The sequence below is a fragment of the Amycolatopsis sp. NPDC104587 genome, assembly GCF_055583645.1.
Genome location: NZ_JBVJNO010000004.1, coordinates 524,881 through 551,363, shown reverse-complemented (window position 1 = coordinate 551,363; position 26,483 = coordinate 524,881). Strand labels below are relative to the sequence as shown.

Annotated in this window: 25 protein-coding genes; 19 read left to right on the top strand and 6 right to left on the bottom strand. The window is 71.5% G+C overall.

Annotated features, from left to right (window positions below; genetic code table 11):
• Positions 1-6: 6 nt before the first annotated feature.
• A complete protein-coding gene (locus tag ACZ61C_RS14495) occupies positions 7-1,557 on the top strand; it encodes a glycosyltransferase family 87 protein (protein WP_465306640.1) in 1,551 nt (516 codons plus the stop codon).
• Here ACZ61C_RS14495 and ACZ61C_RS14490 read toward each other — a convergent pair.
• A complete protein-coding gene (locus ACZ61C_RS14490) occupies positions 1,554-2,327 on the bottom strand; it encodes a deoxyribonuclease IV (protein WP_465306638.1) in 774 nt (257 codons plus the stop codon). The genes ACZ61C_RS14495 and ACZ61C_RS14490 overlap by 4 nt on opposite strands.
• Positions 2,328-2,441: 114 nt before the next feature.
• Here ACZ61C_RS14490 and ACZ61C_RS14485 point away from each other — a divergent pair, with 114 nt between their 5' ends.
• From ACZ61C_RS14485 to dnaB, 12 genes are all read left to right on the top strand, one after another.
• Positions 2,442-3,254, top strand: a complete 813-nt coding sequence (locus ACZ61C_RS14485; protein ID WP_465306636.1) for a hypothetical protein — start codon at positions 2,442-2,444, stop codon at positions 3,252-3,254.
• 187 nt (positions 3,255-3,441) lie between these two features.
• Positions 3,442-4,284, top strand: coding sequence for a hypothetical protein (locus tag ACZ61C_RS14480; RefSeq protein ID WP_465306634.1), 843 nt, complete (start codon positions 3,442-3,444; stop codon positions 4,282-4,284).
• An 82-nt stretch (positions 4,285-4,366) separates the two neighbouring features.
• Positions 4,367-5,251, top strand: a complete 885-nt coding sequence (locus tag ACZ61C_RS14475) for a hypothetical protein (RefSeq protein WP_465306632.1) — start codon at positions 4,367-4,369, stop codon at positions 5,249-5,251.
• A gap of 102 nt (positions 5,252-5,353) precedes the next feature.
• Entirely contained in the window at positions 5,354-5,680 is a 327-nt protein-coding gene (gene rpsF / locus ACZ61C_RS14470; RefSeq protein WP_176742059.1) for a 30S ribosomal protein S6, read from the top strand.
• 17 nt (positions 5,681-5,697) lie between these two features.
• Positions 5,698-6,219, top strand: coding sequence for a single-stranded DNA-binding protein (locus ACZ61C_RS14465; protein ID WP_465306630.1), 522 nt, complete (start codon positions 5,698-5,700; stop codon positions 6,217-6,219).
• A gap of 44 nt (positions 6,220-6,263) precedes the next feature.
• Positions 6,264-6,512 (top strand): 30S ribosomal protein S18, encoded by a 249-nt coding sequence (rpsR, locus tag ACZ61C_RS14460; RefSeq protein WP_003098744.1) that lies wholly within the window; start codon positions 6,264-6,266, stop codon positions 6,510-6,512.
• A gap of 14 nt (positions 6,513-6,526) precedes the next feature.
• Positions 6,527-6,985, top strand: coding sequence for a 50S ribosomal protein L9 (rplI, locus tag ACZ61C_RS14455; protein WP_465306628.1), 459 nt, complete (start codon positions 6,527-6,529; stop codon positions 6,983-6,985).
• A 127-nt stretch (positions 6,986-7,112) separates the two neighbouring features.
• A complete protein-coding gene (locus tag ACZ61C_RS14450) occupies positions 7,113-7,463 on the top strand; it encodes a hypothetical protein (protein ID WP_465306626.1) in 351 nt (116 codons plus the stop codon).
• Positions 7,460-8,077, top strand: a complete 618-nt coding sequence (locus ACZ61C_RS14445) for a DUF3558 domain-containing protein (protein ID WP_465306624.1) — start codon at positions 7,460-7,462, stop codon at positions 8,075-8,077. The genes ACZ61C_RS14450 and ACZ61C_RS14445 overlap by 4 nt, the downstream gene beginning before the upstream one ends.
• Before the next feature lies 1 nt (position 8,078).
• Positions 8,079-9,446, top strand: a complete 1,368-nt coding sequence (locus ACZ61C_RS14440; protein ID WP_465306622.1) for a hypothetical protein — start codon at positions 8,079-8,081, stop codon at positions 9,444-9,446.
• 87 nt (positions 9,447-9,533) lie between these two features.
• Positions 9,534-10,325: an ESX secretion-associated protein EspG gene (locus ACZ61C_RS14435; RefSeq protein ID WP_465306620.1), complete on the top strand. Its 792-nt coding sequence runs from the start codon at positions 9,534-9,536 to the stop codon at positions 10,323-10,325.
• Between the two features lie 504 nt (positions 10,326-10,829).
• Positions 10,830-13,472, top strand: a complete 2,643-nt coding sequence (dnaB, locus tag ACZ61C_RS14430; RefSeq protein WP_465307036.1) for a replicative DNA helicase — start codon at positions 10,830-10,832, stop codon at positions 13,470-13,472.
• On the opposite strand, the gene ACZ61C_RS14425 is transcribed toward dnaB, so the two are convergent.
• The gene (locus ACZ61C_RS14425) at positions 13,469-13,921 is read right to left on the bottom strand and encodes a MarR family winged helix-turn-helix transcriptional regulator (RefSeq protein WP_465306618.1); all 453 of its coding nucleotides are present in this window, start codon (positions 13,919-13,921) and stop codon (positions 13,469-13,471) included. The two genes, dnaB and ACZ61C_RS14425, sit on opposite strands and share 4 nt — an antisense overlap.
• A gap of 66 nt (positions 13,922-13,987) precedes the next feature.
• Between ACZ61C_RS14425 and ACZ61C_RS14420 the strand changes: the two genes are divergently transcribed.
• Positions 13,988-14,380 carry a MarR family winged helix-turn-helix transcriptional regulator gene (locus ACZ61C_RS14420; RefSeq protein WP_465306616.1) on the top strand — a complete coding sequence of 131 codons (393 nt, stop codon included), beginning with the start codon at positions 13,988-13,990 and terminating at the stop codon, positions 14,378-14,380.
• Positions 14,381-14,447: 67 nt separating this feature from the next.
• On the top strand, positions 14,448-15,212 hold the full coding sequence (locus tag ACZ61C_RS14415) for a dioxygenase family protein (RefSeq protein WP_465306614.1): 765 nt from the start codon (positions 14,448-14,450) through the stop codon (positions 15,210-15,212).
• A 184-nt stretch (positions 15,213-15,396) separates the two neighbouring features.
• Here ACZ61C_RS14415 and ACZ61C_RS14410 read toward each other — a convergent pair whose 3' ends face one another.
• Positions 15,397-18,567: a beta strand repeat-containing protein gene (locus ACZ61C_RS14410; protein ID WP_465306612.1), complete on the bottom strand. Its 3,171-nt coding sequence runs from the start codon at positions 18,565-18,567 to the stop codon at positions 15,397-15,399.
• 186 nt (positions 18,568-18,753) lie between these two features.
• On the bottom strand, positions 18,754-19,644 hold the full coding sequence (locus tag ACZ61C_RS14405; RefSeq protein ID WP_465306610.1) for a hypothetical protein: 891 nt from the start codon (positions 19,642-19,644) through the stop codon (positions 18,754-18,756).
• A 206-nt stretch (positions 19,645-19,850) separates the two neighbouring features.
• Here ACZ61C_RS14405 and ACZ61C_RS14400 point away from each other — a divergent pair, with 206 nt between their 5' ends.
• Genes ACZ61C_RS14400 through ACZ61C_RS14390 form a run of 3 tightly spaced genes read left to right on the top strand, consistent with a single transcriptional unit; the run spans position 19,851 to position 22,875 of the window.
• The gene (locus ACZ61C_RS14400; protein WP_465306608.1) at positions 19,851-21,092 is read left to right on the top strand and encodes an AI-2E family transporter; all 1,242 of its coding nucleotides are present in this window, start codon (positions 19,851-19,853) and stop codon (positions 21,090-21,092) included.
• On the top strand, positions 21,089-22,225 hold the full coding sequence (gene macS, locus ACZ61C_RS14395) for a MacS family sensor histidine kinase (protein ID WP_465306606.1): 1,137 nt from the start codon (positions 21,089-21,091) through the stop codon (positions 22,223-22,225). The genes ACZ61C_RS14400 and macS overlap by 4 nt, the downstream gene beginning before the upstream one ends.
• Complete coding sequence (locus tag ACZ61C_RS14390) at positions 22,222-22,875, top strand: response regulator (protein WP_465306604.1); 654 nt, start codon at positions 22,222-22,224, stop codon at positions 22,873-22,875. The genes macS and ACZ61C_RS14390 overlap by 4 nt, the downstream gene beginning before the upstream one ends.
• Before the next feature lie 3 nt (positions 22,876-22,878).
• Here ACZ61C_RS14390 and ACZ61C_RS14385 read toward each other — a convergent pair whose 3' ends face one another.
• On the bottom strand, positions 22,879-23,658 hold the full coding sequence (locus tag ACZ61C_RS14385; protein ID WP_465306602.1) for a hypothetical protein: 780 nt from the start codon (positions 23,656-23,658) through the stop codon (positions 22,879-22,881).
• Between the two features lie 351 nt (positions 23,659-24,009).
• Here ACZ61C_RS14385 and ACZ61C_RS14380 point away from each other — a divergent pair, with 351 nt between their 5' ends.
• Positions 24,010-24,675: a DUF1707 SHOCT-like domain-containing protein gene (locus ACZ61C_RS14380; protein WP_465306600.1), complete on the top strand. Its 666-nt coding sequence runs from the start codon at positions 24,010-24,012 to the stop codon at positions 24,673-24,675.
• A 70-nt stretch (positions 24,676-24,745) separates the two neighbouring features.
• On the opposite strand, the gene ACZ61C_RS14375 is transcribed toward ACZ61C_RS14380, so the two are convergent.
• Complete coding sequence (locus ACZ61C_RS14375) at positions 24,746-26,146, bottom strand: MFS transporter (RefSeq protein ID WP_465306598.1); 1,401 nt, start codon at positions 26,144-26,146, stop codon at positions 24,746-24,748.
• Between the last annotated feature and the right edge of the window lie 337 nt (positions 26,147-26,483).

Here is a 26,483-nt window from a genome sequence, read left to right as displayed (position 1 = left end):
CGCCTCGTGCCAGAGGAGACCACCCGCGAGCCGGACGCCGGCCCCGTGACGCTGAGCAGGGCGGATCGGGTCGTCCCGAGTTGGACCGAACCCCTCGCGGCCGCGGTGACCAGACCCGTCGGGGGCCCGCTCGGCGAGCACGCGGCGGTCGGCAGGCACTGGTTCTGGTCCCCCCAGCGGGTCGGCCTGCTGCTGGCGACGCTGGCGCTGATGCTCTGCTGGTTCGGCAAGGGCTCGTGCATCCAGCAGTACCAGGACTCCAGCGGCGCCACCCAGCTCGACTGGCGCGCGGGCCGTCCGTTCGTCGCGATGTGCTACTCCGACATCGTGCCGCTCTACAGCTCCGAGCGGCTCGACCGGCCGAGCACCTTCCCGTACTACACGTCGTGGAAGGAAAGCTCGCAGACCGCGGAGAACAACACCCGGTACATGGAGTACCCGACGTTCACCGGGCTGTTCCAGTGGGCGAACGCGAAGCTCGCGGCGGGCTGGTTGAACGTCGCCCAGAGCGGCTGGCTGCCGGGCGCGCTGCCGGTGGCGGTCTACTTCGACATCACCGCGTTCTTCCTGGCGCTGGCCTGGCTGGTCACCGTGTGGGCGACCGGCCGGACGATGAAACGCCGGCCGTGGGACATGGTGCTGGTGGCGATCTCGCCGCTGGTGCTGGTGCACGCGTTCACCAACTTCGACACGATCGCGACGGCGTTCACCGCGACCGGGCTGCTCGCCTGGGCGCGCAAGCGGCCCGCGCTCGCCGGCCTGCTGCTCGGGCTGGGCGCGACGGCCAAGCTGTACCCGCTGTTCCTGCTCGGCGTGCTGTTCGTGCTGTGCCTGCGCGCGGGGAAGCTGACGCCGTTCTGGAAAACCGCGGCCGCGGCCGTCGTGACGTGGGTGGTGGTGAACGCGCCGTTCATCCTCACCGCCACGCGCGGCTGGTGGGAGTTCTTCCGCATGAGCACCCTGCGGCCGATGGACCCGGACTCGCTGTACAACGTGATCTCGTACGCCACCGGCTGGGCCGGGTTCGACGGCGTGCTGCAGCAGAACCAGAGCCCGACGTACCTGAACCTCACGGTCGCGGTGCTGTTCCTGACCTGCTGCGCGGGAATCGCGTACATCGCGCTCGCGGCGCCGAGACGGCCGCGCGTCGGCCAGCTCGCGTTCCTCGTCGTGGCCGCGTTCCTGCTGACGAACAAGGTGTGGAGCCCGCAGTACTCGCTGTGGCTGGTGCCGCTGGCGGTGCTGGCGATCCCGCGCTGGCGGCTGCTGCTCGGCTGGATGCTGCTCGACGCGCTGGTCTGGGTGCCGCGGATGTTCTACTACCTCGGCGTCGACCACAAGGGCCTGCCCGAGGGCTGGTTCCTCGGCACGGTCGTGCTGCGCGACCTCGCCGTGGCCGGGCTCTGCGTGCTGGTGGTCCGGGAGATCTACCGCCCGGCGGCCGACCTGGTCCGGGCCGCCGGCGACGACGACCCGGCCGGCGGGTTCCTCGACGGCGCCCGGGACGTGATCGTCCCGAACGCCGTCCGCCACCGCCGGAAGGCCGCGGCCGTCTAACCGAGCTTCTCCCGCAGGTACGCGATGTCGGTGGCCTGCCCGTCGGGCGGGGTTTCGACGACGACCGGGGCGCCCGCCGCCTTGGCCACCTCGACCAGCGCGTCCGGGTCGATGGTGCCGTCACCCTCGACGACGTTCGCGTGCCGGTCGCGGGTCGAGCCGAACTCGTCGCGGGAGTTGTTGAGGTGCACGAGGTCGATCCGGCCCGTGATCGCCTTGACCTTCTCGACGGCGGTCGCGAGGTCCCAGCCGGCGGCGAACGCGTGGCAGGTGTCCAGGCAGAACCCGGCGCCGAACTCGCCGACCTTGTCCCACAGCCGGGCGATGACCTCGAGGTCGCGTGTGATCGCGTTCTCGCCGCCGGCGGTGTTCTCGATCAGGATCGGGACCTTGAAGCCGCCCTTCTCCTGCTCGCGCTCGAACAGCTTGCGCCAGTTGTCCAGGCCGGCCTCGACGTCGTCGTTCGCGCCGACGTGCCCGCCGTGCACGATCAGGCCCTTCGCGCCGACCGCCGCGGCGCCGTCCGCGTGCTGCGTGACGTTCTTGCGGGACGGGATCCGGATCTTGTTGTTCAGCGAGGCCACGTTGATGAGGTAGGGGGAGTGGATGAACACTTCGACGGGGTCGGCCGCGATCGCCTCCCCGTGGGGGTGCGGCTTCGGTGCCTTCCAGCCCTGGGGGTCGGAAAGGAAGAACTGGACGACGTCGGCTTTGCGCTCGGCGACCGCGGTCAACGGGTCGTCGTCACGGACATGGGCGCCAATCAGCATGCCGAGCACGCTACTCCGGGTTTTCTTTTCCCCTGCGGCACCGGTTGGTGACGCTCGTGGAGTACCGTGAGCGCGTTCCGTGATCCAGATTGGTCCGACTGCCGGAGGGCATCGATGGGGAAGCACGTCGCCCGGATCACCGCACTGGGGTTCACTCTCGCCGCTTCGGCCGCTCTCGCTGCGCCGGGCGTCGCGAGCGCGGACCCCAGCCCGACGCTCGGCGGGGACTGCGGGGCCACCCTGCAGAACGGCCAGGCCCGCGACGCGAAAACCGGCCTCCTCCTGGACGCCGGCGCCCCGCTGAACGCCCCGGACCGGCTGACCGTCGGCCTCGACTCCAGCGCGCGGAACACCAACGGCTCGGCGCCCCTGCTCACGCTCCCGGTGGGCGACACTGTGAAGGCGCTCGGCGTCGGCGAAGTGCCGGTGGTCGGCGACCTCGCGACCCACGGCGTCTGCCCGGTCGCGCAGGGCACGGTCAACACGGTCGGCGACACGCTGCAGGGCGTCACCGGCCAGCTGCCGCCGGTCCTCCCGCCGGCACCTCCCGCCCCGCCGGTGCCTCCGGCCCCGCCCGGCCCGACACCGCCCGGCCCGACCCCGCCGCCGGGGCAGACCCCGCCGCCGGGCGACAGCACCGGCCCGGTGACCAGCGGTCCCGGGAGCGCGGGCCTGCCGGGTGACGCGATCTCGGGCATCTTCACCAACGCTGCGCTCCTGCCCGGCAGCCTGGTGCAGGCGCCGGTGATCGCCCAGATCATCCCCGGCCAGCAGGTCCCGACGGTCGACGAGCAGAAGTCCGGCACCGCGGAGGCGCTGCCCGGCGTCACGCCGCCGGCGAAGCTGCCGATGCTGCTCGCGGTGCTGGCGCTGGCGATCGTCGCGGCGGCCCTCGTCCGGGCCTGGATCCGCCGCAAGCCCGCCTGATCTCACCCACGGTGACGCCCGCTTCCACTCGAATGCCGGACATTCTTGAGTGAGCGGGCGTTACTCGTCTGCCTTAACGTCGTTGTCCTGGGGAGAGGCCACGAGACCAAGGGCGGCGAGGATGCAGGATCGGGCACGGAGGGCTACGGCGGTCGGCGCGACGGCGGTTGTTCTCGCTGGTTCGGCTGTGCTCGGCATGCCCGGCACCGCGTCGGCGAGCGAGACGAAGACTGTGCCCTGCGGCAGCACAGTGACGGCGAAGCCCGGTGACACGGTCAAGGGCACGACCCCGCTGCTCGGCATCCCGCTCAACCTCGGTGTGGTCACCGACGGCACGAAGGTGCTGACTGGGACGATCAACGCCATCCTCGGCACGCTCTGCCAGGTCACCGTGAACGTGGTCAACACCGTCGTCTCACCGGTGCCGGTGATCGGCGCGCCCGCCGCCAGTGCGATCAACCAAGGCGTCCAGGGCGTGACCAGCGGCGCGCAGCAGGGCCTGAGCGCGGTGACCGGCGGCGACAAGCAGCAGTCGCCCGCGCCCGGCTCCGGCGGCAACCCGCAGCAGACCCCACCGTCCCAGGGCGGTGCGCCTCAGCAGGGCGGCACCCCGCAGGGCACCACCCCGATCCCCGACGCGAACAGCCCGCTCCTGCCCGGCTTCTTCCCGGGCGGTGGCTCGGCACTGGGCGGCTTCCCGTTCACCCTCGGCACGGGGTACGCGCCGATGCGCGACTACAGCGGCATCCCCTTCGCGACGGCCGGGCTCTTCACGCCGTCACCCGCGATCCGGTACGGCAGCCAGATCCCGGGTTACGCGCCGCAGTACGGCCTCACCGGTCCGGACGGCACCGCGGACGGCAACGCCGGCATCCAGACCGCCGGCGAGGCTCAGGCGCTACCGTCCGCGTCCGGCGGCTTCACGAACGGGTCGAACCTCCCGATGTTGATCGCGGTTCTCGCACTCTCCGGAGTCAGCGCGGGGCTCGTGCGGACCTGGGTGCTCCGCCGAATGGCCGCTGCGAATTGACCCGACTGCCGAGTATCTTTCACGTATCTTCTTCGTTGACCCTGGTGTTCAGGACGACGTCTCCATAACCCTGCGGAGGACTGTGCTCGTGCGGAAGTTCTTGACCGTGACCGCCCTGGCCGCCTTCGTGACCGGTAGCGCGTTTCTTTCCGCCGGAACCGCCTCCGCGGCGACGACGCTCGCGGGCACCTGCTCGGGCTCGGTGAGCGGCAACATGGGCGACACCGTCGCGGTCGCCGGCAAATCGCTCAGCACGATCGTGCAGGCGGCAGCCAAGAAGAACGAGATCTTCCTTCACCTCAACGGGGTGGACCCGGCCAAGCTGGGGAGCGCGATCGCCGCTCGCGGCACGCTGACGATCGGCCAGGTCCCGAACTCGGCCGGCGGGTCGATCGACGGTGCGAGCATCGCCTCGGTGGTCACCCAGTCATTGCAGAACGAAGGTGCGCTCGGGGAAGCTCTGCTCGGCACCAAAGCGAAGACCTTGCAGTTCATCAAGGATGGCGTGACCAGCGCCTGCGGTCTGACCACCGTCGCCGGCAACTACGCGCCGCCGACCACCCCCGGCGCGGGCACCGGCGCCCCGCAGGGTGGCACCGGGACCGTCCCCGGCGGCAGCACCGGCAACCTCTCGAACCTGAACCCCGGCACCGCGGGCGGCAACGGCGGCACCGCGCCGATGCGCGACTACGGCGGCATCCCCACCGCGACCGCCGGCACGGCCGTCGCCCCCGGGGTCCGCTACCCGGCGAACGGCACGCTGCCCGGGGACGCTTCCGCGCCGCAGGCCGGCCAGGGCGACCCGACCGGCCAGGGCGCCGACATCCGCGACGCGGGCAACGCGCAGTCGCTGTCGGCTCCCGGCTCGGCGAACGACGTCCAGCTGCCGATGCTGCTCGCGGTGATCGTGCTCGCCGGGGTCACCGCCGGGCTCGTCCGCACCTGGGTCCTGCGCCGCGCGAGCTGACCCCGCCGTCCGGGTCCACCGGCACCCCCAGGTAGCCTTACCTGGACAAACCCTCCTGCCACGGACAGTCCGTGGCCGCGAGCCCATAGGAGGTGAGTGGTTGTGTCACGCCATTACGAGGTAATGGTCATCCTGGACCCCACGCTCGACGAGCGCACGGTCGCCCCGACCCTCGACACCTTCCTCAACGTGATCCGCACTTCGGGCGGTTCCGTGGAGAAGGTCGACGTCTGGGGCCGTCGTCGGCTCTCGTACGAGATCAAGAAGCACGCGGAGGGCATCTACGCCCTGCTGGACCTGAACTCGTCTTCGGACGCGGTGAAGGAGCTGGACCGCCAGCTTTCGCTGCAGGAGACCGTGCTCCGCACCAAGGTCATGCGTCGCGAGGTCAAGCGCGCCGCGGCCAAGCCCGCCGCCGCCAAGGCCTGAGCCGAAGGGGAATCCCGATGGCTGGAGACACCGTCATCACGGTGATCGGCAACCTGACGTCCGACCCGGAGCTGCGCTTCACCCCGTCCGGTGCGGCGGTCGCGAACTTCACCGTCGCGTCCACGCCGCGCACCCTCGACCGGCAGTCCGGCGAGTGGAAGGACGGCGAGGCGCTCTTCCTGCGTTGCAACATCTGGCGGCAGGCGGCGGAGAACGTCGCCGAGTCCCTCACCCGCGGCGCCCGCGTCGTGGTGCAGGGCCGCCTGAAGCAGCGGTCGTTCGAGACGAAGGAAGGCGAGAAGCGCACCGTCGTCGAGCTCGAGGTCGACGAAATCGGGCCCTCGCTGCGCTACGCCACGGCCAAGGTCAACAAGGTCAGCCGCGGTGGCGGCGGCGGTGGTGACTTCGGCGGCGGCGGTGGCGGTGGAAACCGCGGCGGCGGCGGTGGCGGCGGAATGCCGGCCGACGACCCGTGGGGTTCCGCCCCGGCCGCGAGCAGCGGCGGTGGCGGCGGCTTCTCGGACGAGCCCCCCTTCTGATCTCGTACACACCCACAAAAGATTTGAATTACCAGGAGTAGACAGTGGCCAAGCCACCCATTCGCAAGCCCAAGAAGAAGGTCTGCGTGTTCTGCAAGGCCGAGAAGAAGGGCCGCCCGGAGCTCATCGACTACAAGGACACCAACCTGCTGCGGAAGTACATCTCCGACCGCGGCAAGATCCGTGCCCGTCGGGTCACCGGCAACTGCAGCCAGCACCAGCGTGACATCGCCATCGCGGTCAAGAACTCCCGCGAAATGGCGCTGCTGCCCTACACCTCGACCGCGCGCTAAGGGAGGGCACTGACATGGCGAAGATCATCCTCACCACGGACGTGGCCAACCTGGGCGGCCCCGGCGACATCGTCGAGGTCAAGGACGGTTACGCGCGCAACTACCTGCTCCCGCGGGGCTACGCGATCGCGGCGTCCAAGGGCGCGGAGAAGAACGTGCGCACCATCCAGCGCGCACAGGAGAGCCGTCGCATCCGCGACCTCGACCACGCCAAGGAGATCAAGGCGACGCTGGAGGGCCTCGGCGCCATCCAGCTCACCGGCAAGGCGGCCGAGGGCTCGAAGAAGCTCTTCGGTTCGATCACCGCCGGCGAGATCGTCGACGCGATCAAGGCGGCCGGTGGCCCGCTGCTCGACAAGCGCGTCATCGAGCTGCGCGACCACATCAAGACCGTGGGCAAGCACTCGGTCGGCGCCCGGCTGCACCCGGACGTGAAGGTCGACGTGCGCCTCGAGGTCAAGGCCTCGCAGTAAGGCAAGTACGTCGTGGAAGGCGGGTCGTCCCTGGTGGGCGGCCCGCCTTCACGCGTTTCGGGGGAACCCCGGACACACCGGCGTCGTCGTAGGACAATGGAGCGGGACGCGAAGGGAGCGCAGCGGGATGGGTAACGAGGTCAACATGTCCGCGCCGTCCGGCGGTGGGGGTTTCACCTTCGACGCCGACAAGATCGACGGTGTCATCAAGAAGTGGCAGGACCTGCAGACCGACCTGCAGAACGACGCGACCGACGCCAACCTGATGGCCGACGTGAAGGCGCCGGGCAAGGAGTTCGCCAGCGGCGACTGGGAGAAGCTCGCGAACCCGTCCGGCAAGGCGTTCCTGGAGCAGAACCAGAAGATGCAGGAATACGTGAAGAACTACATCCAGGCCCTGCTCGACGCGAAGAAGAAGATCAGCGCCGCGGACGCCGACCACACCGGCGACATCTCGAAGGCGGGGACGCAGGCGTGAACCGCCGGCTCGTCCTGCCCGGGCTGGCCCTCGCGGCGCTCGCCCTCGCCGGCTGCAGCAGCACCACCGGCGGCACCGCCAACCCGGCCGCGTCCAGTCCGGACGACACCGCGAGCAGCTCGGCGGCCGGCGGCAGCTCGGCGCCCAAGGTGGCCAGCCCGCTCGACCCGGCCAAGCTGAAGTCGGACCCCTGTTCCGTCCTCTCCGCCTCGCAGCGCTCGGCGCTCGGCGTCGAGGACGGCACCCCGCGCTCCGGCGAAGCGGGCTCGACCTGCGCCTGGGTCTACACCGCCGACGAAACCCGCAGCAGCCGCGTCGACATCGCGGCCGACCCGAACACCGACGGGCTCGCGGGCATCTACGACCTCTACGCCAAGGGCGGCACCGACCAGTACGAGTACTGGGAGCCGACGGAGGTCTCCGGGTACCCGGGCGTCTACGCCGCGACGAAGGACTTCCGCGGCAAGGGCCAGTGCAAGCTGCTGGTGGGCGTGACGGACACCCAGGCCGTGCAGGTCTTCAGCCAGATCGGCAGCGGGCCGGGGGCGAGCGACCCGTGCCCCGGCACGCTCAAGGTGGCCGAAGCGATGATCCAGACCTTGAAGGAGGGCTGAGATGCTGGAACTGGTGCTCCTCGGCGGGTTCGCCGCGTACAACATGGCGACCACGCACTCGGACGACCACACGTCGACGCAGGGCGATCGCAAGATCGACTGCTACGACATCTGGCAGAAGATCACCACCGGCCCCGGCACCGGCTCGATCCAGAACGGTCAGGCCGCGGCGAGCCGGCTGAAGGGCGCCTACTCCGAGCGGCTCAGCACGATCGACGGCCTGGCCAAGGAGATGGACGCGGCCTGGACCGGCGGCGGCGCGGACGCGGCGCAGAACGCGGGCGCGCACCCGCTGCGGGTCTGGATGGAGGACTCGGGCACCAAGCTGACCGACTCCGACAAGTACCTCGGCGAGCAGAACAACGCCTTCACCACCGTGCACGCGCAGGTGCAGGAGGTCCCGAAGGACCCGCCGAAGAACAACCTGCTCAACGCGGTGACGCCGTGGACGACCGACACCGACCGGGCGATCCGCGACTACAACACCAAGGGCCAGGCCAACGTCGACGCCTTCAACACCTACTACAAGGCGAGCAACGACAACGGCCAGAAGATGCCGGCGTACTCCGCGCTGAAGGGGCAGCAGGAGAACGTCGACGTCGACAACGGCAAGGACGGCAAGAAGAAGCCGGGCGACAAGAACGGGAACGACGGCGGCGGCGAGCGCGGCGGCGCCCCGGGCGGCGGGCCCGGCGGCGTGAACATGCCGGGGCCGGGCAGCGTCCCGTCGTTCGGCGGCCCGCCGAACACCCCCGGTGGCAGCTTCGACCCGTCGAAGGTGCCCGGCGGGAGCTTCGACCCGTCCAAGGTGCCGGGTTTCGACCCGTCGAAGGTGCCGAGCGGCAGCTACGACCCGTCGAAGATCCCGGGCCCGGGCAGCTACACCCCGCCGAACTTCAGCGACGGCACGAACGCCTCGGGTTTCTCGCCTTCGGACGTGCCCGGGGTGCCGGGCTTCGGCCCCGGCGGCACCCCGAGCTTCTCCGGCGGCGGTGGTAGCGGCGGGTTCGGCCCCGGCGGCTCGAGCGGGCTCGGTGGCATCGGCGACCCGACGGCGGGCTTCGGCCCGGGCGGCGGGGGCTTCGGGCCCGGCGGCTCGACCGGTGCGGCCGTGCCGGGCGGGGCCGGCGCGGGCGCGGGCGGCATGGGCCGCGGCGGCGCGGGGGCCGGCGGCGCGACGGGCGCGGGCGGCGCGGGAGCGGGCCGCGGCGGCGCCACCGGGATGGGCGGCATGGGCGGCATGGGTCACGGCGCCAAGGGCCAGGGCGGCGGGGACGAGGAACGCACCTCGAAGTACCTGCTCGGCGACGACCCGAACGAGATCTTCGGATCCGACGAGCTGACCGCGCCGCCGGTCATCGGCGAGTAGCGCACGCGGGAGGCCCGGGCGCGTGCCAAGATGGGCGCGCCCGGATTTCGTTCACCGATTTCGAGTCTTCACCTGGGGGGAAGAGCGGTGCTGGACAGGCAGGTCACCATCACGACCGGCACCCTGGTCAACCTGATCCGGCGCCGGGGCGGCGAGCCGCACACCGTGCTGTCCGAGACGCCGACCTGGTACAGCGAAGAAGCCCAGCACGCCGAGGACGAGCGCGTCAACGCCGAGCTCGGCAAGGCCGGGCTGTTCGGCCCGCGCGGCATGCACCCCGGGTTCGTCGCGACGGTCGAAGCGATCGCCCGCCCGCAGCTGGAGTACTACGGCTGGGTCGACGGCGGTTTCCAGGGCAAGCCGGTCAGCTACCGGCTGCTCGCCGGCAGTGCGGGCGGTGAGGCGTTCGTGCTGGCCAAGCACGAGGAGCACGACGTCGTGGTGCTGGAGTCGTCCCGCCCCGGCTCGCTGCTCGACGACTTCCTCGGCCAGATCCCGAAGCTGGCGCCGGGGCGCGGGACGCCCCTCGCGGTGCCGAAGAGCCAGCTCGAAGGCACCGCCCGCGGCAGCGATGACGGCGGGTTCGCGGTGCTCCGCAACGACCGCCCGGCCGAGGGGTCGCACGAGGTCGAAGAGCTCCGGCGGATCCTGGCACTACGCCGAATGGGGAGTGGGAGCCTCTACGTCGCGGCCCGCAGCCGAACGGGTGCCTGGCAGCGGATCGAACGCCCGGTGAACTACATCGATACGTCGGAAGGCCGCTGGCTGACCGAGGAGGTTCCGGGGCGCGGGGAGAACCGGATCGCCTTCACCCCGGCCGACCAGCGCGTTCTCGCCGAGCGGTTACGCAGCGCACAGGGTCGGCTCACCGCGGCCTGACTCTCCGGCCGTTCAGCCCACCGGGTGGCGGCTCTACCCACAGTGATATTCATCCACAGGCCCGGTGGCTCAATGGGCCCGAGCTGGTCCACGACACGCCGAACAACGGAGTTGGCGCGACACGCCGCACGAGTTTTCGGAGAGTTCTCCACACCTTGTTCACAGGCGCTGACCTGCACATTCATCGAAGCCGATCACGCTTGTCCCCAACTTGTCCACAGCTCTCAGGGCACCTGTGACTGGTTACCCCCATTCATCCCCAGGTTGTCCACAGATGGGTCCCCATGCTGAATTGCCTTCGGCCTTCCGGGGGATCTAGCGTGCCCGCTCGGGCCTGTACTCACGGTGGTGCCCGGCGTGCCTCCGAGAGTCGGGCGGCGTTCTCGCCGATCATCGGGGACGAGGCCCGGCAGACGGGTGGCGCGGATCGAGCCGCGTGCTTCGAGAGCGAAGATCCGGCATACTCGAACGGGTGTTCGACACGATGAGGAGGTGTCCGGAGCGGTGGCGCTGACCGACGACCGCAGTCCGATGTATGCGGAAAACGACCCGGGTCCGAGCGACCCCGGCTCCGGTGGCGGGTTCGACCGCCAGCCGCCGCAGGACATCGCGGCCGAGCAGTCCGTGCTCGGCGGCATGCTGCTGTCCAAGGACGCGGTGGCCGACGTCATCGAAGCGCTCGGCCCCGACGACTTCTACCGCCCCGCGCACCAGGCGATCTACGACTGCGTCCTCGACCTCTACGGCCGCGGAGAGCCGGCCGACCCGATCACGGTGTCGGCGGAGCTCGAGCGGCGCGGCGAGCTGGGCCGCGTCGGCGGCGCGCCCTACCTGCACACGCTGATCGCGACGGTCCCGACGGCGGCGAACGCGGGCTACTACGCGGAGATCGTCTCGGAGAAGGCGGTGCTGCGCCGCCTGGTCGAGGCGGGCACCCGCATCGTGCAGTACGGCTACGGCGCGGCCGCCGGCGACGGCGCGAGCATCGACGAGGTGGTCGACCGCGCGCAGGCCGCGATCTACGACGTCACCGAGCGCCGCACCAGCGAGGACTACGTCGCGCTGGAAGAGCTGCTGCAGCCGACGATGGACGAGATCGACGCGATCGCCTCCCGCGGCGGCCAGTCCCAGGGCATCCCGACCGGGTTCTCCGACTTCGACGAGCTGACCAACGGCCTGCACCCGGGGCAGATGATCATCGTCGCGGCGCGCCCCGGTGTCGGCAAGGCCCTCTCGCTGGACACCCACTTGCCCACCCCGGACGGCTGGACGACCATGGGTGAAGTCCAGCCCGGTGACCAGCTGATCGGCGCGAACGGACGGCCGACAACCGTGGTCGCGGCCACCGACGCCATGGCCGGCCGGCCGTGCTACGAGGTCGAGTTCTCGGACGGCACGGTGATCGTCGCCGACGCGGAACATCAATGGCTCACGGACACCCGTGCCTCGCGGCGTGCCGCCCAAGAGGCTCGTCGTGCTCGGCGGCACCCCGTCGTCGAGGCCGCGGTGCGGACGACCGAGGAGCTGGCGAGGACCCTGCGCTGCGAGACGGCGGACCACCGTGCCAACCACTCGATCAAGCACGCCGGAGCGCTGGACCTGCCGGAGCGGGCACTGCCGCTGCACCCGTACGTCCTCGGCGCCTGGCTCGGCGACGGGCACTCGGCCAGCGCCCGCTTCACCACGGCGGACCCCGAGATCATCTGTCTCATCGAGGGGGACGGCGGCCTGCTGGCCGAGAGCCACGGCGACCTGCTGTACACCTTGCGGCTCCCGGCCCCGGAACCCGTCGCGTACCGGGCTTGCGAAGTGTGCGGAACCCCGTTCACCCCGCAGACCTCGCAGGTGCGCACCTGCGGACGCGCCTGTGGCGGCAAGGTGCGCTTCCGGAGCGCGCCGGCTGCCTCGCCGACCTGCCCGGACTGCGGGAAGCCGTCCACCGGACTGCGCCTGTGCCAGGAGTGCCGCAGCCACCACGGCAGCGTGCAAGCCATCCTGCGGACGTTGGGTGTGCTCGGGAACAAGCACATTCCCGCCGAATACCTGCGAGCTTCCGTCGAACAGCGGCGCGCGCTGCTGGCCGGGTTGCTCGACACCGACGGCACGGTCAACCACGCGGGCGCCGCGCAGTTCTCGGTGACGAACAAGGTCCTGGCCGAGCAGACCCGCGAGCTGATCGTCAGCCTCGGCTACCGGTGCTCGATGGCCACCCGTCAGGTCGCCGGGCGCAGCGAGGCGACCTCCACGGCCTACGTCGTCAGCTTCACGACCCAGGACCGGGTGTTCCGGCTGCAGCGCAAGCACCTGCTGCACAAGGAGCGGCTGACCGGCGTGGCCTGCCGCCCGCACCTGCACTACGTCGTCGACGTCCGGCCCGTACCGTCCGTCCCCGTCCGGTGCGTGGAGGTCGACGCGCCGGACCACCTCTACCTGGCCGGGCCGTCGATGGTGCCGACGCACAACTCGACCCTGGGCCTGGACTTCGTCCGGTCGGCCTCCATCAAGCACGGGCTGACCAGCGTCATCTTCTCGCTGGAAATGAGCCGGACCGAGATCGTCATGCGCATGCTCTCGGCCGAGGCGAAGATCCGCCTGTCCGACATGCGCGGTGGCAAGATGTCCGACGACGACTGGACGCGGCTGGCGCGGCGGATGAGCGAGGTGTCCGAGGCGCCGCTGTTCGTCGACGACTCGCCGAACATGACGATGATGGAGATCCGCGCGAAGGCCCGGCGGCTCAAGCAGCGGCACGACCTCAAGCTCGTCGTCCTCGACTACCTCCAGCTGATGACGTCCGGCAAGCGCGTGGAGTCGCGGCAGCAGGAAGTCTCGGAGTTCTCGCGGCAGATGAAGCTGCTGGCCAAGGAGATCGAGGTCCCGGTGATCGCGATCAGCCAGCTGAACCGTGGTCCCGAGCAGCGGACGGACAAGAAACCGATGCTGTCGGACCTGCGTGAGTCCGGCTCGCTGGAGCAGGACGCCGACCTCGTCATCCTGGTCAACCGCCCCGACGCCTGGGAGCGGGACGACCCGCGCGCAGGCGAGGCGGACCTGATCATCGCCAAGCACCGTGCCGGGCCGACGGCGACGATCACCGTCGCCCACCAGCTGCACTACAGCCGGTTCGTCGACCTCTCGCACGACTAACCGAGAGCGCTGTACCCGCGGACGAACGCCGTGAGGAGCCGGCCGAAGTCCGCCCGGTCCTCGTCCGGCCAGTCCGCCATGACCTCGGCGAACACCGAGCGCCGGAAGGCGTGGGTCCGGTCGAGGTGGGCCTGACCGGCTTCGGTCGGCACGAGCACCGCACGCCGTCCGTCGTGCTGGTCGGCTTCGCGGCGGAGCAGGCCCTGTTCGACGGCGCGCGCCACGAGCCGGCTCGCGCGCGGCTGATCGACGCCCATCGCTGTGCTCAGGGCCGTCACCGTGCTGGGTTCACCGCGCTCGGCGAGCTCTTCGACGACGTCGAGCAGCTCGTGCACCGGGTCGTGCGCGCCCTGGCCGCGGGCCTTGCCGATCCGGCTCAGCGCGCGCCGCTGCTGGCTGCGGCGGATCGCGATCATCCCGCGTTCGACCTCGGCCACGGCGTCCGTCATGGTTGCCCCACCTTCGCACTACATGTACTTTTACATGTAGTTGTTCATCCACATGTCGGAGTATCCATGAAACCCCTCGGCTGGTGGCTTCGCCACGTCCACGAGCTTCTCGAATCCTCCATGACCCAGGCCCTCGAAGCGGACTCGCTGACCCGCCGGCACTGGCAGGTACTCAACACGATCGCCGGCGGCGCGCGTACGCCGGAGGAGGTCGACGCGGCACTGGCGCCGTTCGTCGCCGCCGAGGGGTCGATGACCTCGAAGATCGCCGACCTGCGCGGCCGCGGCTGGGTTGCCGGAGACGGCGCGCTGAGCGACGCCGGCCGCGCGGCGCACACCCGGGTCGAAGCGCGCGTCAAAGCGTTCCGGGCCGCGGTGACCGAGGGCATCAGCGACGACGACTACCGCACGATGGTCCGGACGCTGGAGCGCTGCGCCGCGAACCTCGAAGCCGCCTGAGGAATATCCCGGACCGCGGGGACGTCGTAGACTCCATTAGTTGAACTTTCAAGCACTGGAGCCGTTGATGACCCGCACCCCGGTCCTCTACCTCAGCCACGGCGCCCCGCCCCTCGCCGACGACACCACGTGGACCCGCCAGCTCGCCGGCTGGGCGGCCGACCTGCCGAAGCCCCGCGCGATCCTGGTCGTCTCGGCGCACTGGGAGGAGGCGCCGCTGACCATCGGGGCCACCACGACGGTGCCGCTGGTCTACGACTTCTGGGGTTTTCCCGACCGCTACTACGCGGTGAAGTACGAGTCGCCCGGCGCGCCGGAGCTGGCGGCGAGGGTGAAGAAGCTGCTTCGCACGCCGGAGACGCCGGTGCACGAGGCGTCCGACCGCGGCCTCGACCACGGCGCATACGTGCCGCTCGTCGAGATGTACCCGGACGCCGACATCCCGGTGCTGCAGGTCTCGATGCCGTCGCTCGACCCGCAGCAGCTGTTCGACGTCGGCCGCAAGCTCGCGCCGCTGCGCGACGAAGGTGTGCTGATCATCGGCAGCGGCTTCTTCACGCACAACCTGAGCGGCATGGCCCGCGCCACCGACGGGACCCCGCCGGCGTGGTCGGCCGAGTTCGACCACTGGGGTGCGGAGGTGCTGGGCAGCGGTGACGTCGACACGCTGCTCGACTTCCGGCACAAGGCGCCGGCGGCCGCACTCGCGCACCCGCGCACTGAGCACTTCGCACCGCTGTTCGTCTCCCTCGGCGCGAGCTCGGCGGAAGGCCGCACCGTGATCGACGGCTTCTGGCACGGCCTGGCGAAGCGGTCGCTCCAGTTCTCCTGACCGGGCCCCGGACACGAACGAGCCCCAGGAACCTGATCGGTTCCTGGGGCTCGCCGTCTCCAGGGAAGGAGCGTTCTCGCGATCGTCGGACGTTCCGTGCGAGGAAACCTCGCGGCGCGGTGGAACGCCGGACGGGGGTTGGGGGCCGGGCGGGCTCTGGCTGAACCCGCCCGGCGTCACCGAACTACTTGCGCTTGACCAGACCCAGCAGCTTCGCGAGGAAGCCGGTGGAGTCGAGGCCCGACATGGCCGGGACCTGCGCGGCCGGGGCCGCGCTGTCCAGCACCGGCAGCTTCGCGTTGACCGGCAGGGCCGGCATCGCGGTCGGCAGGGCCGGGGTGGCGGGCACCGCGACCGGCAGCGCCGGGGTCGTCGGCAGCGCCGGGGTCACCGGGATGGCAACCGGCAGGGCCGGGACGCCACCGAGGGCCGGCAGCGTCGGCAGCGCGACGGGCAGGCCGCCAGTCAGCAGGTCCGCACGCTCGGTGCCGTGCCCGGGCAGGGCACCACCCAGCATGGAGAGGCTGCTCAGGCCGGGCAGGCCACCGGTCGGCAGGTCCGCACGCTGCGTGCTGCCGCCACCCAGCGCCGAGAGGGCGCTGAGGCCGGGCAGGCCGGCGGTGGGCAGGTGCGGCAGCAGCCCGGACATCGGGGTGCTCACCGGCACGTCGGCACGCTGGGCCGGGATGGCCGTCGGCAGCGCGGGCAGGCCCTGGGTGGGCAGCCCCGCCGTCGGCAGGCCGCTGGCCAGCGAGGTCAGCGACGGCAGCTCGCCGGCGCCCAGCTCCGAACCCTCGACCGGGTTCGCGATCGAGTCGGCCGCGTCCGTGGCCTCCCCGTCGATGATGGTCGTGTCCGTCGCGTCGGCGGTCGCGACCCCGAGCAGCTCCAGGGGCACCCCGAAGATCTGCACCGGCGCCACGATGTCGTGGTAGAAGTTGTACCCCGACAGGCTCGACCCGTCACCCTCGGTGACCGGCTCGCCGCCGTTCTCGGTGGTCAGCGTGTTGTCGCCGACGGCGTGCGCGACGCCGCCCACGGTCACCGCGTCGCCGAACAGCTGCGCGATCGCCGTGGCCGGGATGTCGAGGATGTTGCCGGAGATGGCGCCCTCGACACCCGAGGTGGTGTCGTCGCCCGCGTTCTGCACCGAGGTCATGCTCGCGCCGGTGCCGGTCGCGACACCCGCTGCGCTGACCGCGTCACCGAAGACCTGCGCCACCGGCAGCGCGTCGGCGCCGATGATGTTGCCGGCCACCGAGCCACGGTCACCGTTGGTGGTGGCGTCGCCACCGGCCGTCGACGTGGTGTCGTTGGTGCCCAGGCCGTGGCCAAGGGCGCCACCCGCGACGCCGTCGCTGAACAGCTGCGCGACACCGGCGACCGGGGCCTTCACGATGTTCCCGGCGAGCGCACCGTCCTGCCCGTCGGTGAGGGCGTCGCCGCCCGCCGAGGAGTCGGTGATGTTGTCGTTCTCACCGGTGCCGATGCCCGCGAGGGCGGCACCGCTGCCGGCGGCCAGCACCGGGAGCGAGACCGGGGCCTCGACGATGTTGCCGGCGCCGGCGCCCGCGGGGCCGTTCGCCGTGACGTCGCCGCCCGCGTTGGACGTCGTGTCGGTCGAGCCCTTGCCGTGGCCCTGGCCGACGAACGCGCCGCCGATGTTGGCGACCTGCACCGGCAGCGAAGCCGGCACGGTGCCCAGGTTCGAGCTCAGGAAGCCGTTGTCGTCGTGCGTGCTGCCACCGCCGCCGCCGGAGACGACCTTGGTCTCGTCGGCCGAGCCGGAGCCCTGGCCGATGAAGGAGCCGCCCACACCGAAGACCTCGGCGGGCAGGCCGACCGGCACCTGCACGACGTTGCCCGAGCCGGACGAGTCGTTGCCCTGCGTGCCGTCGTACGCCCCGGCGGTGACGACCTTGTCCTCGGTCGCCGAGCCGGTCGCGTTGCCGATGTGGCTGCCGCCGATGCCGAAGACCTCGGGCGCGCCCGCGGTCTGGGTGTTGACGATGTTGCCACCCAGCACGGAGCCGTTGCCCCGGGTGTAGCTGCCGTTGCCCGCGTTGGCGTCGGTGGTGTTGTCGTGCGCCGCGTCGGCCTGGCCGATGTAGGTGCCACCGATGCCGAAGGCCTCGACCGGCAGGGCGACCGACGGGTTCAGGACGTTGCCCGAAGCGCTGCCGTCGTCACCCGCGGTCTTGACGAAGCCGCCCGAGTCGACCGTGCTGGAGGAGCTGCTGCCCTCGGGGATGCCCGAGGACGCCTTGGCGATCCACGAGCCGGCGACACCCGCGACGTTCGCGATCGGGGACAGCGAGGCCGCCCCGCCGTTGCCGGACAGGAACGAGTCGTTGCCGCTCGTCTCGAGGTAGGTCGGGATGCCGAGGCTGCCCTCGCGCGTGTCCCCGGCCGTGGCGTCGGCGGCGGTGGTGCAGCCGTCGGAGTTCGACAGCGAGCCCCACACGGCGCCCGAGTTGCAGTTGAACTTGACCGGCAGGGCGATCGGCACGCCGACCACGTTGCCCGAGGCCGAGCTGTTGTCGCCGGAGCTGAACAGCGAGCCGCCGGAGGTCGCGACGGTGTCGGCGGTGTAGCCGTGGCTCTGGCCGTTGCCGAGCAGGTACGAAGCGGCGTTGCCGGTCACCTGGACCGGGGTGGCGAACTGGCCCGCCACGACGTTGCCGGAGAAGGCCGAGCCGTCACCGTTGGTGTCGACGTTCCCGGTCTCGGTGGCGCTCTGGTCGGCCGACCCACCGGTCACCCGGCCGGTGCCGCCGGCGACGCCGCCGCCGTTGCCCGCGATCTGCACGGGGAGCGCCCAGTCGAGGGCGACCGCGTTGCCCGCGAGGCTGGAGTCCTCACCCGTCGTCGCGATGTCCTGGTTGTGCTCCCAGGTCTGCGAGTGGTTGCCACCCTCGACGTTCGCGTCGCCGATCGCGCCGACCGCGTTGTCCACGATCTGGATCGGGACGACGACGTCGCCGGTGACCTTGTTGCCCTTGAGGTTCCGGTGGCCCGGGGTGAAGGCGCCCGCGCCGTCGGCCTTCGTGGCACCGCCGAGGGTGCTCTGGCTGATCGGGCTCGCCTCGTCGAGCTGCTTGGCAGCCTCGTTCGCGGCGTTGGTGACCGGCTTGGTGCTCAGCTCCGTCTGCCCGGCGGGCAGGTCCAGCTGGCCGAAGGGGGTGCCGACCGCGTTGTTGGCCTCCTGGATGGGGACCGTCACGTTGAGGTCGAGCGGGGAGGCCGGGGCGTCCGGGTTGACGTTCTCGTCGGCCGAAGCGATGCCGGTGCCCAGCATCAGCAACCCACCGGTGACAAGTGCGGTCTGGAGTCCGCGCTTTGCCCACGTCTGCATGGGGTTTTTCTCCTTTATTTCGGGTTCCCTTGCGGGCTTATGGGGTGCGTCGATACGCACCGAGGGGGGAAAGGAACTTCTTGCGGGCGCACAAAAGCGCACCGCCGTGTCACGGGATATCCGCGGACGCAGAGCCGTCAGATGCAGACGGACTTGGGCGCGTCAGCGACCCGTGAAGGGAGGTGTTCAGTCAGGAGTGACACCGGGCTGCTCGCCCGGGGTGGGCGCCACGTGGCGCAGGCCGCTGCGGTAAGCGCTGGCGGCGGCATCGCTGACGGCCGAGGAGACCCACGAGGGGACGCCGAAGTTCAGGCCGTCGAGGTGACCACCGGGGGCCGAGGAGCCACCCGGAGCGGTCGGAACGGACGGTGCGGCCGGAAGCTGCACCGGAACCAGCGGCGACGGCAGGTCGCGGTGCTTGTCACGGGACTCGCCCGCGGCACCGGTGCCGTCTTCGTGCTGGACACCCGTCGGCAGCACGAGCGCGGCTCGCGAAGCGGCGGGGAGCTGGACGGTCGAGACGGCGACCGGGGCCGTGGCCGGGGCGGCGACCGGGGTCGCCGGCTCCTGCGCGACCGGGGCGAGCCCCGGGAGCTGGACCAGGTTTTCGTGACCGGCCGGGTCGAGCAGCTGCCACACGTCGTGGGCGGCCGGCTCGGGCGTGAAGGTCTGCTCGAGGACCTGGCGGGTGTCCTGCGGCTTGCGGACGATGTGCTCGACCGCGCCGAGGGTGCGGTGCGCCGGGCTCACGACGGCCTTCTCGGTGAGGTCCGAGACCGAGTCGCGGACGCGCTCCGGCTCGCTCCACGCCGTGGCGGCCTGGGGCGAAGCGGCGACGTCGTCCGAGAAGCCGGCGACACCGTGGTTCACGTCGCCGAGGTCACCGGCCGTCGCGTCGGTCACCGGCACGACGGACGAGGTGCCCACCTCGACGGTGTCGGCGGACGCGGTGGCGGAGGAGACGAGCCACGCGGCGGCGGTGCCGGCCAGCGCGCCACCGAGCACGAACAGCGCACGCGTCACGAGCCGGCTCGAGCGCTTGGCGCCCTGCCCCTCGTTCGCCGCGGTGTTCGGCACCCGTTGTCTCCTCGTGTGTGTTCCGTGACCAATCGGCAACTTGCCGTTGCGGAAGCGACCTAACCAAACTCGGAAGGCGTCGCGCACCCTTGACACGACTTGATGCCCCCATCGTGTGACGAACACAGCGTGTAGCCCGGAGTGACACTCGGCAATCATTCCTGGCAGTCCCGCGAAACGGACACTCCAGCCAGTACGGTGATCCGGTGAGCCACGCGCGACGCGAAACCCCGTTCCTGACGGAGCACGAAGACGTCACCAGCCTGATCCCGCGGGGCCTGCGCATCAGCGCGGCACTCGCGTGGCGGTTCATCGTGGTGGTCGCCGCGCTGTACGCGGTCGTGTGGGTGATCGGCTACCTGTCGGTGGTCGTCATCCCGCTGTCGATCGCGCTGCTGGTGTCCGCGCTGCTGGCGCCGGCGGTGCAGAAGCTGGTCGCGGTGCGGTTCCCGCGCGGGCTGGCGACGGCGATCGTCCTCATCGCCGGGCTGGCCGTGCTGGGCGGGCTGCTGACGTTCGTCGTCACGCAGTTCTCCTCCGGCCTGCCGCAGCTGCAGCAGCAGGTGAACGCGAGCCTCGACCAGATCAAGAACTGGCTGCTCAACGGGCCGCCGCACCTGCGGCAGGAGCAGATCCAGGACTTCATCAACCAGGCGATCGGGTTCATCCAGAACAACCAGGCGTCCATCACGACGACCGCGCTGACCACGGCGAGCACCGTCGGCGAGATCCTCACCGGCTTCCTGCTGACGCTGTTCATCACGATCTTCTTCCTCAGCGGCGGCGACGGCATCTGGACGTTCCTGGTCCGCGCCGCGCCGCGGCGGGTCCGCAACCGGGTCGACGTCGCCGGGCGCCGCGGGTTCGCCTCGCTGGTCAGCTACGTGCGGGCGACGGCCGCGGTGGCCGTGGTCGACGCCGTCGGCATCGGCGTCGGCCTGTGGATCATGGGTGTGCCGCTGGTGATCCCGCTGGCGACGCTGGTCTTCATCGGCGCGTTCATCCCGATCATCGGCGCGGTCATCACCGGCGGGGTCGCGGTGCTCATCGCGCTGGTGACCAACGGGTTCATCGGCGCGGTGATCGTGCTGGCCATCGTGATCGGCGTGATGCAGCTGGAGAGCCACATCCTGCAGCCGCTGCTGCTCGGACGCGCGGTGAAGCTGCACCCGCTGGCCGTGGTCCTGGCCATCACCGCCGGCCTGGTCGCGGGCGGGATCGCCGGCGCGCTGCTGGCCGTGCCGCTGCTGGCCGTGCTGAACGCGGGCGTCCGGTCGCTGCTGCACGAAACCAACCCGGACCCGGCCGCGGTCGACGTCCTCAAGGACCAGGCCGCGCAGCCGAACGACGCCGAGCCCGGCGGGCCGAAAGCCGAGATCGCCACGGTCGGCGAAGACGAAGCCGACGCTTCGACGGCCGAACCGCCAAAGCGCAACCACAAGCCGTGACCGTCCGGCGGGCCCCGGACCCGATCACGCCGCTGTGGCGCGGAGTGGTCGCGTTCCGCGTGCTCACCTGGGCGTTCGCCTGCGGCACGGTGATCGTGCAGCACGAGCACTACCGCCGCGAGTGGCTCGCCTGGACGCTGCTGGGCGCGATGGCCGGCTGGTCGGTCGTGATCAGCCTGCTGTACTTGCGCGAGCGCACGCGGCCGCCGTGGCTGGTCGTCGTGGACCTCGTGGTCGGGACCGGGCTGCTGCTGACGTCGCCGCTGGTGCTGAGCGACGCGCAGTTCGCGCTGAACGTCCCGCTGATCACGACGGTCTGGGCGGCGGTGCCGCCGGTGGCCGCCGGCGCGCGCTTCGGCGCGGTCGGCGGGGTGCTCGCCGGGCTCGTCGTCGGTGTGGCGACCGGGCTGGCGCGGGAGAAGTTCGACCTCGACGTCGCCCGCGACGGCGTCCTGCTCGCCGCCGCCGGGCTGCTCGTCGGGATGGCGGCGACGCTGAGCCGACAGGCCGCCGGCCGGCTGGAGCAGGCGCTGCGGAAAGAAGCGGCGACGGCCGAGCGGGAACGGCTGGCGAGGTCGATCCATGACAGCGTCCTGCAGGTGCTCGCCCGGGTCCGCAAGCGCGGCAACGAGGTCGGCGGCGAAGCGGCCGAGCTGGCCCGGCTGGCCGGCGAGCAGGAGATCGCGCTGCGCGCGCTGGTGACCACCGAGCCGCTGGCGCCGAACGACCGCGGCACGGCGAGCCTGCGCGCCGCGTTGCAGCTGCTCGCGACGTCGTCCGTGCAGGTCTCGACCCCCGCCGATGACGTCGAGCTGCCCGCGCACGTCACCGGTGAGCTGCTCGCCGTCACCCGCGAAGCGCTCGCGAACGTCGACAAGCACGCCGGTCCCGGCGCGCACGCGTGGGTGCTGCTGGAAGACCTCGGCGACGAGGTCGTGGTCAGCATCCGCGACGACGGCCCCGGCATCGCCGACGGCGTCCTCGAGCGAGCGGCTTCGGCCGGGCACCTCGGCGTGGTGGAATCCATCCGGGGGAGGGTCCGCGACCTGGGCGGGAGCGCGTCCCTCGACACCGCGCCCGGCCGGGGCACGGAGTGGGAGGTCAGGGTGCCGAGCACAAGGGGTGCGAAATGATTTCCGTCATGGTGGTCGACGACCACCCGATCTGGCGCGACGGCGTGGCCCGCGACCTGACCGAGCACGGCTTCGACGTCCGCGCGACCGCGCCGGACGCCGACGCGGCGCTGCGGATCGCGCGGACCGTGCGCCCGGACGTCGTGCTGATGGACCTCAACCTCGGCAGCACCTCCGGTGTCGACGCCACCCGCGAGATCACCGCGGCGCTGCCGTCGACGAAGGTGCTGGTGCTGTCCGCGAGCGGCGAGCACAAGGACGTCCTGGAGGCGGTGAAGGCGGGCGCGTCCGGCTACCTGGTCAAGTCGGCGTCCGCGGCCGAGCTGGTGGACGCCGTGCACCGGACCGCCGCCGGCGACCCGGTGTTCACCGCGGGCCTCGCCGGGCTGGTGCTCGGCGAGTACCGGCGGATGGCCGACGCGTCGACCGAGGACACCGCAGGGGCCGAGCCGCCCCGGCTCACCGAGCGCGAAACCGACGTCCTGCGCCTGGTCGCGAAGGGGCTGACCGCGCGCCAGATCGCCGAGCGGCTCGTGCTGTCGCACCGCACGGTGGAGAACCACGTGCAGTCGACGCTGCGGAAGCTGCAGCTGCACAACCGCGTCGAGCTGGCCCGGTACGCGATCGAACACGGCCTCGACGAGGAGTGACCCTCAGGGGAGCACCGTGATGCCGCCCCAGTCGCCCTTCGGCAGGGCCGCCTTGCCCATCCGCCACGACGGCTCGCCCGGGTGCGTGGCGGCGAGGACGCCGTCGGCCAGGACGAGGTCGCCCTGGTCCGTCCAGTCGATCCCGCCGCCCCGCCCGAGGTGCTCGGTGATGAACGGCATCCCCGGCGTGTGCTCCCAGGTGAGCGTGTCCGGGTGGAGCAGCCAGATGTCGCGGGTCTGCGTGCTGGTGCCGCGGTAGGAGGGGTTGGGGAAGTCGGCGGCCCAGACGGCGCCGTCCCGCGACGGCACCACCGTGGGTGTCGACCCGACCGCCGGCCGGCTGAGCTGCTTGCGGGCGCCGGTCCGCAGGTCGACGAGGGTGAGCTCGACGAGGCCGTCGAGCAGCATCCGGTCCCCGGCGACGGCGAGGATGCGCGGCGCCTGCTGGACCGTGCGGCCGGTTTCCGGCTCGATGAGCGCGTCGGTCGACTCGGCGACCTCGGCGTTGATGGTGATCAGCAGGCCGTGCGCGCTTTCCCCGCGGACCAGGGTGCGGCAGGAGGCGGACTGGCCGTGCCCGACCTCGCCGCCGGCGAGCGTGACGTGCTGCAGCCGGCAGTTGTCGGGCGAGTCCTGCCGGACGACCCACACCCCGGCGCCGTCGGCATCCGGCGCGACCGACCACGCACGGCCCAGCGGGCGCGGCGGTGCCGCCGGGCCGGTGTAGACCAGGACTTCGAACGGCTCCTTGTTGTTCGCGTCCCTCGGCTGGGCGGTCAGCACCGCGGACTTGCCGACACGGACAACGGCGAAGTCGACGTCACCGCCCGGATAACCCGGCGGTGTGCCCGCGGGACCGCCGTCGGAGTCGAAGACGGTCGGGCTTGAGGTGGGCAGCAGCGCGGTGACGCCGATGCCGCCGGTCGCCTGGACGCCCAGGAGCCCGTCCGGCAGCGACCGCGTGGTCGGCGGGGCGGTTGCCGAAGGCTCCGGTGGCGGCAGCGGTGGTGGCGCTTCGCCGGTGCACCCGGACAGCAGCAGGAGGGCCGCGCCGACGGCGGCGCCGCGGAATACGGGTCCGTTCAGGGTTTTCCCCCGATCTCCCTGGTGAATTCCGGTTCTACCATCGTGACCATGGGCGAGGAAGAGATCAAGGCGGCGGAACCGGTGACCGAGACCAAGCCGTTGAGCGAGCGCGACCTCCGGGTCTCCGACGACGAGCGCGAGCACGTCGTCGGCGTGCTGCAGAAGGCGATCGGCCGCGGCATGATCGACCTCGACGAGTTCACCGAACGCACCGACCGCGCGCTCGCGTCGCGGACCCGCGGTGAGCTGAACGCCGTGCTGGCCGACCTCGCCGGCCTCTTCCACCCGTCGGCGGCCGCCGCGGCCGCACCGGCGTACGCGCCTCCTGCGGGCTACGGCGGTTACTCCTCCACCGGGCGCCGGTTCGAGCTCAACGCGAAGTACTCGTCGCTGGTCCGCAGCGGCCCGTGGGTGGTGCCGCCCGAGATGGTCGTGCGGAACAAGTACGGCTCGACGAAGCTCGACTTCACCGAGGCCCAGGTCCAGTCGCCGGTGGTGCGCATCGAGCTCGACGCCAAGTGGGGCTCGGTCGAGGTCATCATCCCGGAGCACGCGGCGGTCGACGTCAACTCGATCACCGACGTCAAGTTCGGCTCGCTCGAGGACAAGACGCGCAGCAACGGGCACCTGGGGAACCCGCGGTTCGTGCTGAGCGGCCGGGTCCACGGCGGCTCGTTGGTCATCCGGCACCCTCGGCGGGGGTTGTTCGGCTAGCCGGGGCCCTCTGCCCCCGGCGTCAAGAAGGCCTCCCCACCCAGGCATCGGGTGGGGAGGCCTTCGCACGTCAGGCGGTCCGCAGGTTCCGCGCGACGAACCAGACGAGCACGGCGAACGCGGCCGCGGCGAGCGCGGCGACGACGTGCAGGCCGCTGGGCAGACCGTGCGCGCGGACGACGGCGTTGCCCAGCGTCCCGACGGTCGCGATGCCGAAGGCGTAGCCGAACTCGTTGACGGTCTGCGCCAGCGAAGCGGCGGCGCCGGCCTTGCGCAGGGGAACCGAGCCGACCACGAGGTCGGTGCCGAGCGCGACCATCGGCCCGACGCCCAGCGACGTCACGGCGAACCCGAGCGCGGGCCACGCGGGCCCGGCGGCCGGGTCGACGAGGGCGAGAATCACCATGCCGGCGGCGGCGAGCGCGACCCCACCGGCGATCAGGACGTTCGGCTTCACGCGGCGCGCGAGCGCGGGCGCGGCGAGGAAGCTGACGGTGGAGGCGGCCATCCCGGGCAGCAGCCCCAGCGCGGCCCCGACCGGCGAGAGGTGCTGCGCGATCTGCAGGAACTGCGCGGTGAACAGCATCGTGGTGCCGCCGAGCATGCTGAAGAGGAGCATCCCGCCGAGCGTGGTCCGGAAGGCCTTCGCGGCGAAGAGGCTGAAGTCGACCAGCGGCTCCTCCAGGGCGCGTTGCCGCTTCACGAAGACGTACCCGACAGCCAGTCCGGCAGCGAGCGCGACGAGGGGAACGAGGTGGAAGCCGTCGCGAGCCAGTTCCTTGACGCCGTAGACGACGGGCAGGATCGCGGCGAGCGAAAGGCCGACGCTGGGCAGGTCGAGCCGGCCGGCGGTCTCGTCGCGGTACTCCGGGAGCAGCTTCGGGCCGATGACGAGCAGCAGGACCATGGCGGGCACGCCGAGCAGGAAGACCGAGCCCCACCAGAAGTGCTCGAGCAGGAAGCCGCCGACCATCGGGCCGATGATGGCGCCGACGGTGAAGCAGCCGGCCCAGATGCCGATGGCCTGCGCGCGCTGCTGCGGGTTCTTGAAGAGGGTCCCGATGAGGGAGAGGGTCGAGGGAGCGAGCGTCGCCCCGGCGATCCCGAGCACGGCCCGCGCGGCGATGAGCATGCCGGCGCTGGTGGAGAAGGCCGCGGCGACGGAGGCGACCCCGAAGGCGGCCGCCCCGATGAGCAGCAGCTTCCGGCGGCCGATGCGATCGCCGAGCGTCCCCATGGTGACCATGAACCCGGCGATCATGAAGCCGTAGGTGTCCATGATCCACAGCTGCTGGGTGCCATCGGCGTGCAACGCGGCGGCGAGCCTCGGCAGGGCGAGAACGAGGACGAAGACGTCCAGCGAGACGAGCAGGGCCGGCAGGGCCAGTACGGCAAGGCCGACCCACTCCCGGCGCCCGGCCCTCTCCACGCCCGGCGCGGCGGCGGCTCGGGCTTCGATGGTGGCGGTCATGACGGCGTCCCCTCGGCTCGGTGGTCTTCGGTGCTCACCACTGCGTCGAGCGGGACGGCGCCGGATCGACAGTCTTTGTCGCCGAGTTTCCGTGAAGGCCACCACGGGTGTCTCGTGGTGGCCTTCACGGGGCGGGTTGTCCACACCCCTCGGTCAATGTGGACAACTGCGCCTGGTCAGGGTCGCACAGATCAGCACCGTCGGTGATCACCGATAGACTGAAAGTGGGGGGGCGCCCCTGCGGTGGGGTCGGTTGATTGGTCGGCAGGCGGGCCTGCCGCGGGTCCGCACCCTTCGCGAACAGGTCTGCCGCCGGCCCCGGCGCCCAGGCCCTGCG

Bases quoted from the DNA above. Each gene is read 5' to 3' on its own strand.
- ACZ61C_RS14490 (WP_465306638.1), bottom strand. From the start codon at position 2,327: ATGCTGATTGGCGCCCATGTCCGTGACGACGACCCGTTGACCGCGGTC.
- ACZ61C_RS14485 (WP_465306636.1), top strand. From the start codon at position 2,442: ATGGGGAAGCACGTCGCCCGGATCACCGCACTGGGGTTCACTCTCGCC.
- ACZ61C_RS14465 (WP_465306630.1), top strand. From the start codon at position 5,698: ATGGCTGGAGACACCGTCATCACGGTGATCGGCAACCTGACGTCCGAC.
- rplI (WP_465306628.1), top strand. From the start codon at position 6,527: ATGGCGAAGATCATCCTCACCACGGACGTGGCCAACCTGGGCGGCCCC.
- ACZ61C_RS14450 (WP_465306626.1), top strand. From the start codon at position 7,113: ATGGGTAACGAGGTCAACATGTCCGCGCCGTCCGGCGGTGGGGGTTTC.
- ACZ61C_RS14440 (WP_465306622.1), top strand. From the start codon at position 8,079: ATGCTGGAACTGGTGCTCCTCGGCGGGTTCGCCGCGTACAACATGGCG.
- ACZ61C_RS14425 (WP_465306618.1), bottom strand. From the start codon at position 13,921: ATGACGGACGCCGTGGCCGAGGTCGAACGCGGGATGATCGCGATCCGC.
- ACZ61C_RS14420 (WP_465306616.1), top strand. From the start codon at position 13,988: ATGAAACCCCTCGGCTGGTGGCTTCGCCACGTCCACGAGCTTCTCGAA.
- ACZ61C_RS14415 (WP_465306614.1), top strand. From the start codon at position 14,448: ATGACCCGCACCCCGGTCCTCTACCTCAGCCACGGCGCCCCGCCCCTC.
- ACZ61C_RS14410 (WP_465306612.1), bottom strand. From the start codon at position 18,567: ATGCAGACGTGGGCAAAGCGCGGACTCCAGACCGCACTTGTCACCGGT.
- ACZ61C_RS14390 (WP_465306604.1), top strand. From the start codon at position 22,222: ATGATTTCCGTCATGGTGGTCGACGACCACCCGATCTGGCGCGACGGC.
- ACZ61C_RS14380 (WP_465306600.1), top strand. From the start codon at position 24,010: ATGGGCGAGGAAGAGATCAAGGCGGCGGAACCGGTGACCGAGACCAAG.
- ACZ61C_RS14375 (WP_465306598.1), bottom strand. From the start codon at position 26,146: ATGACCGCCACCATCGAAGCCCGAGCCGCCGCCGCGCCGGGCGTGGAG.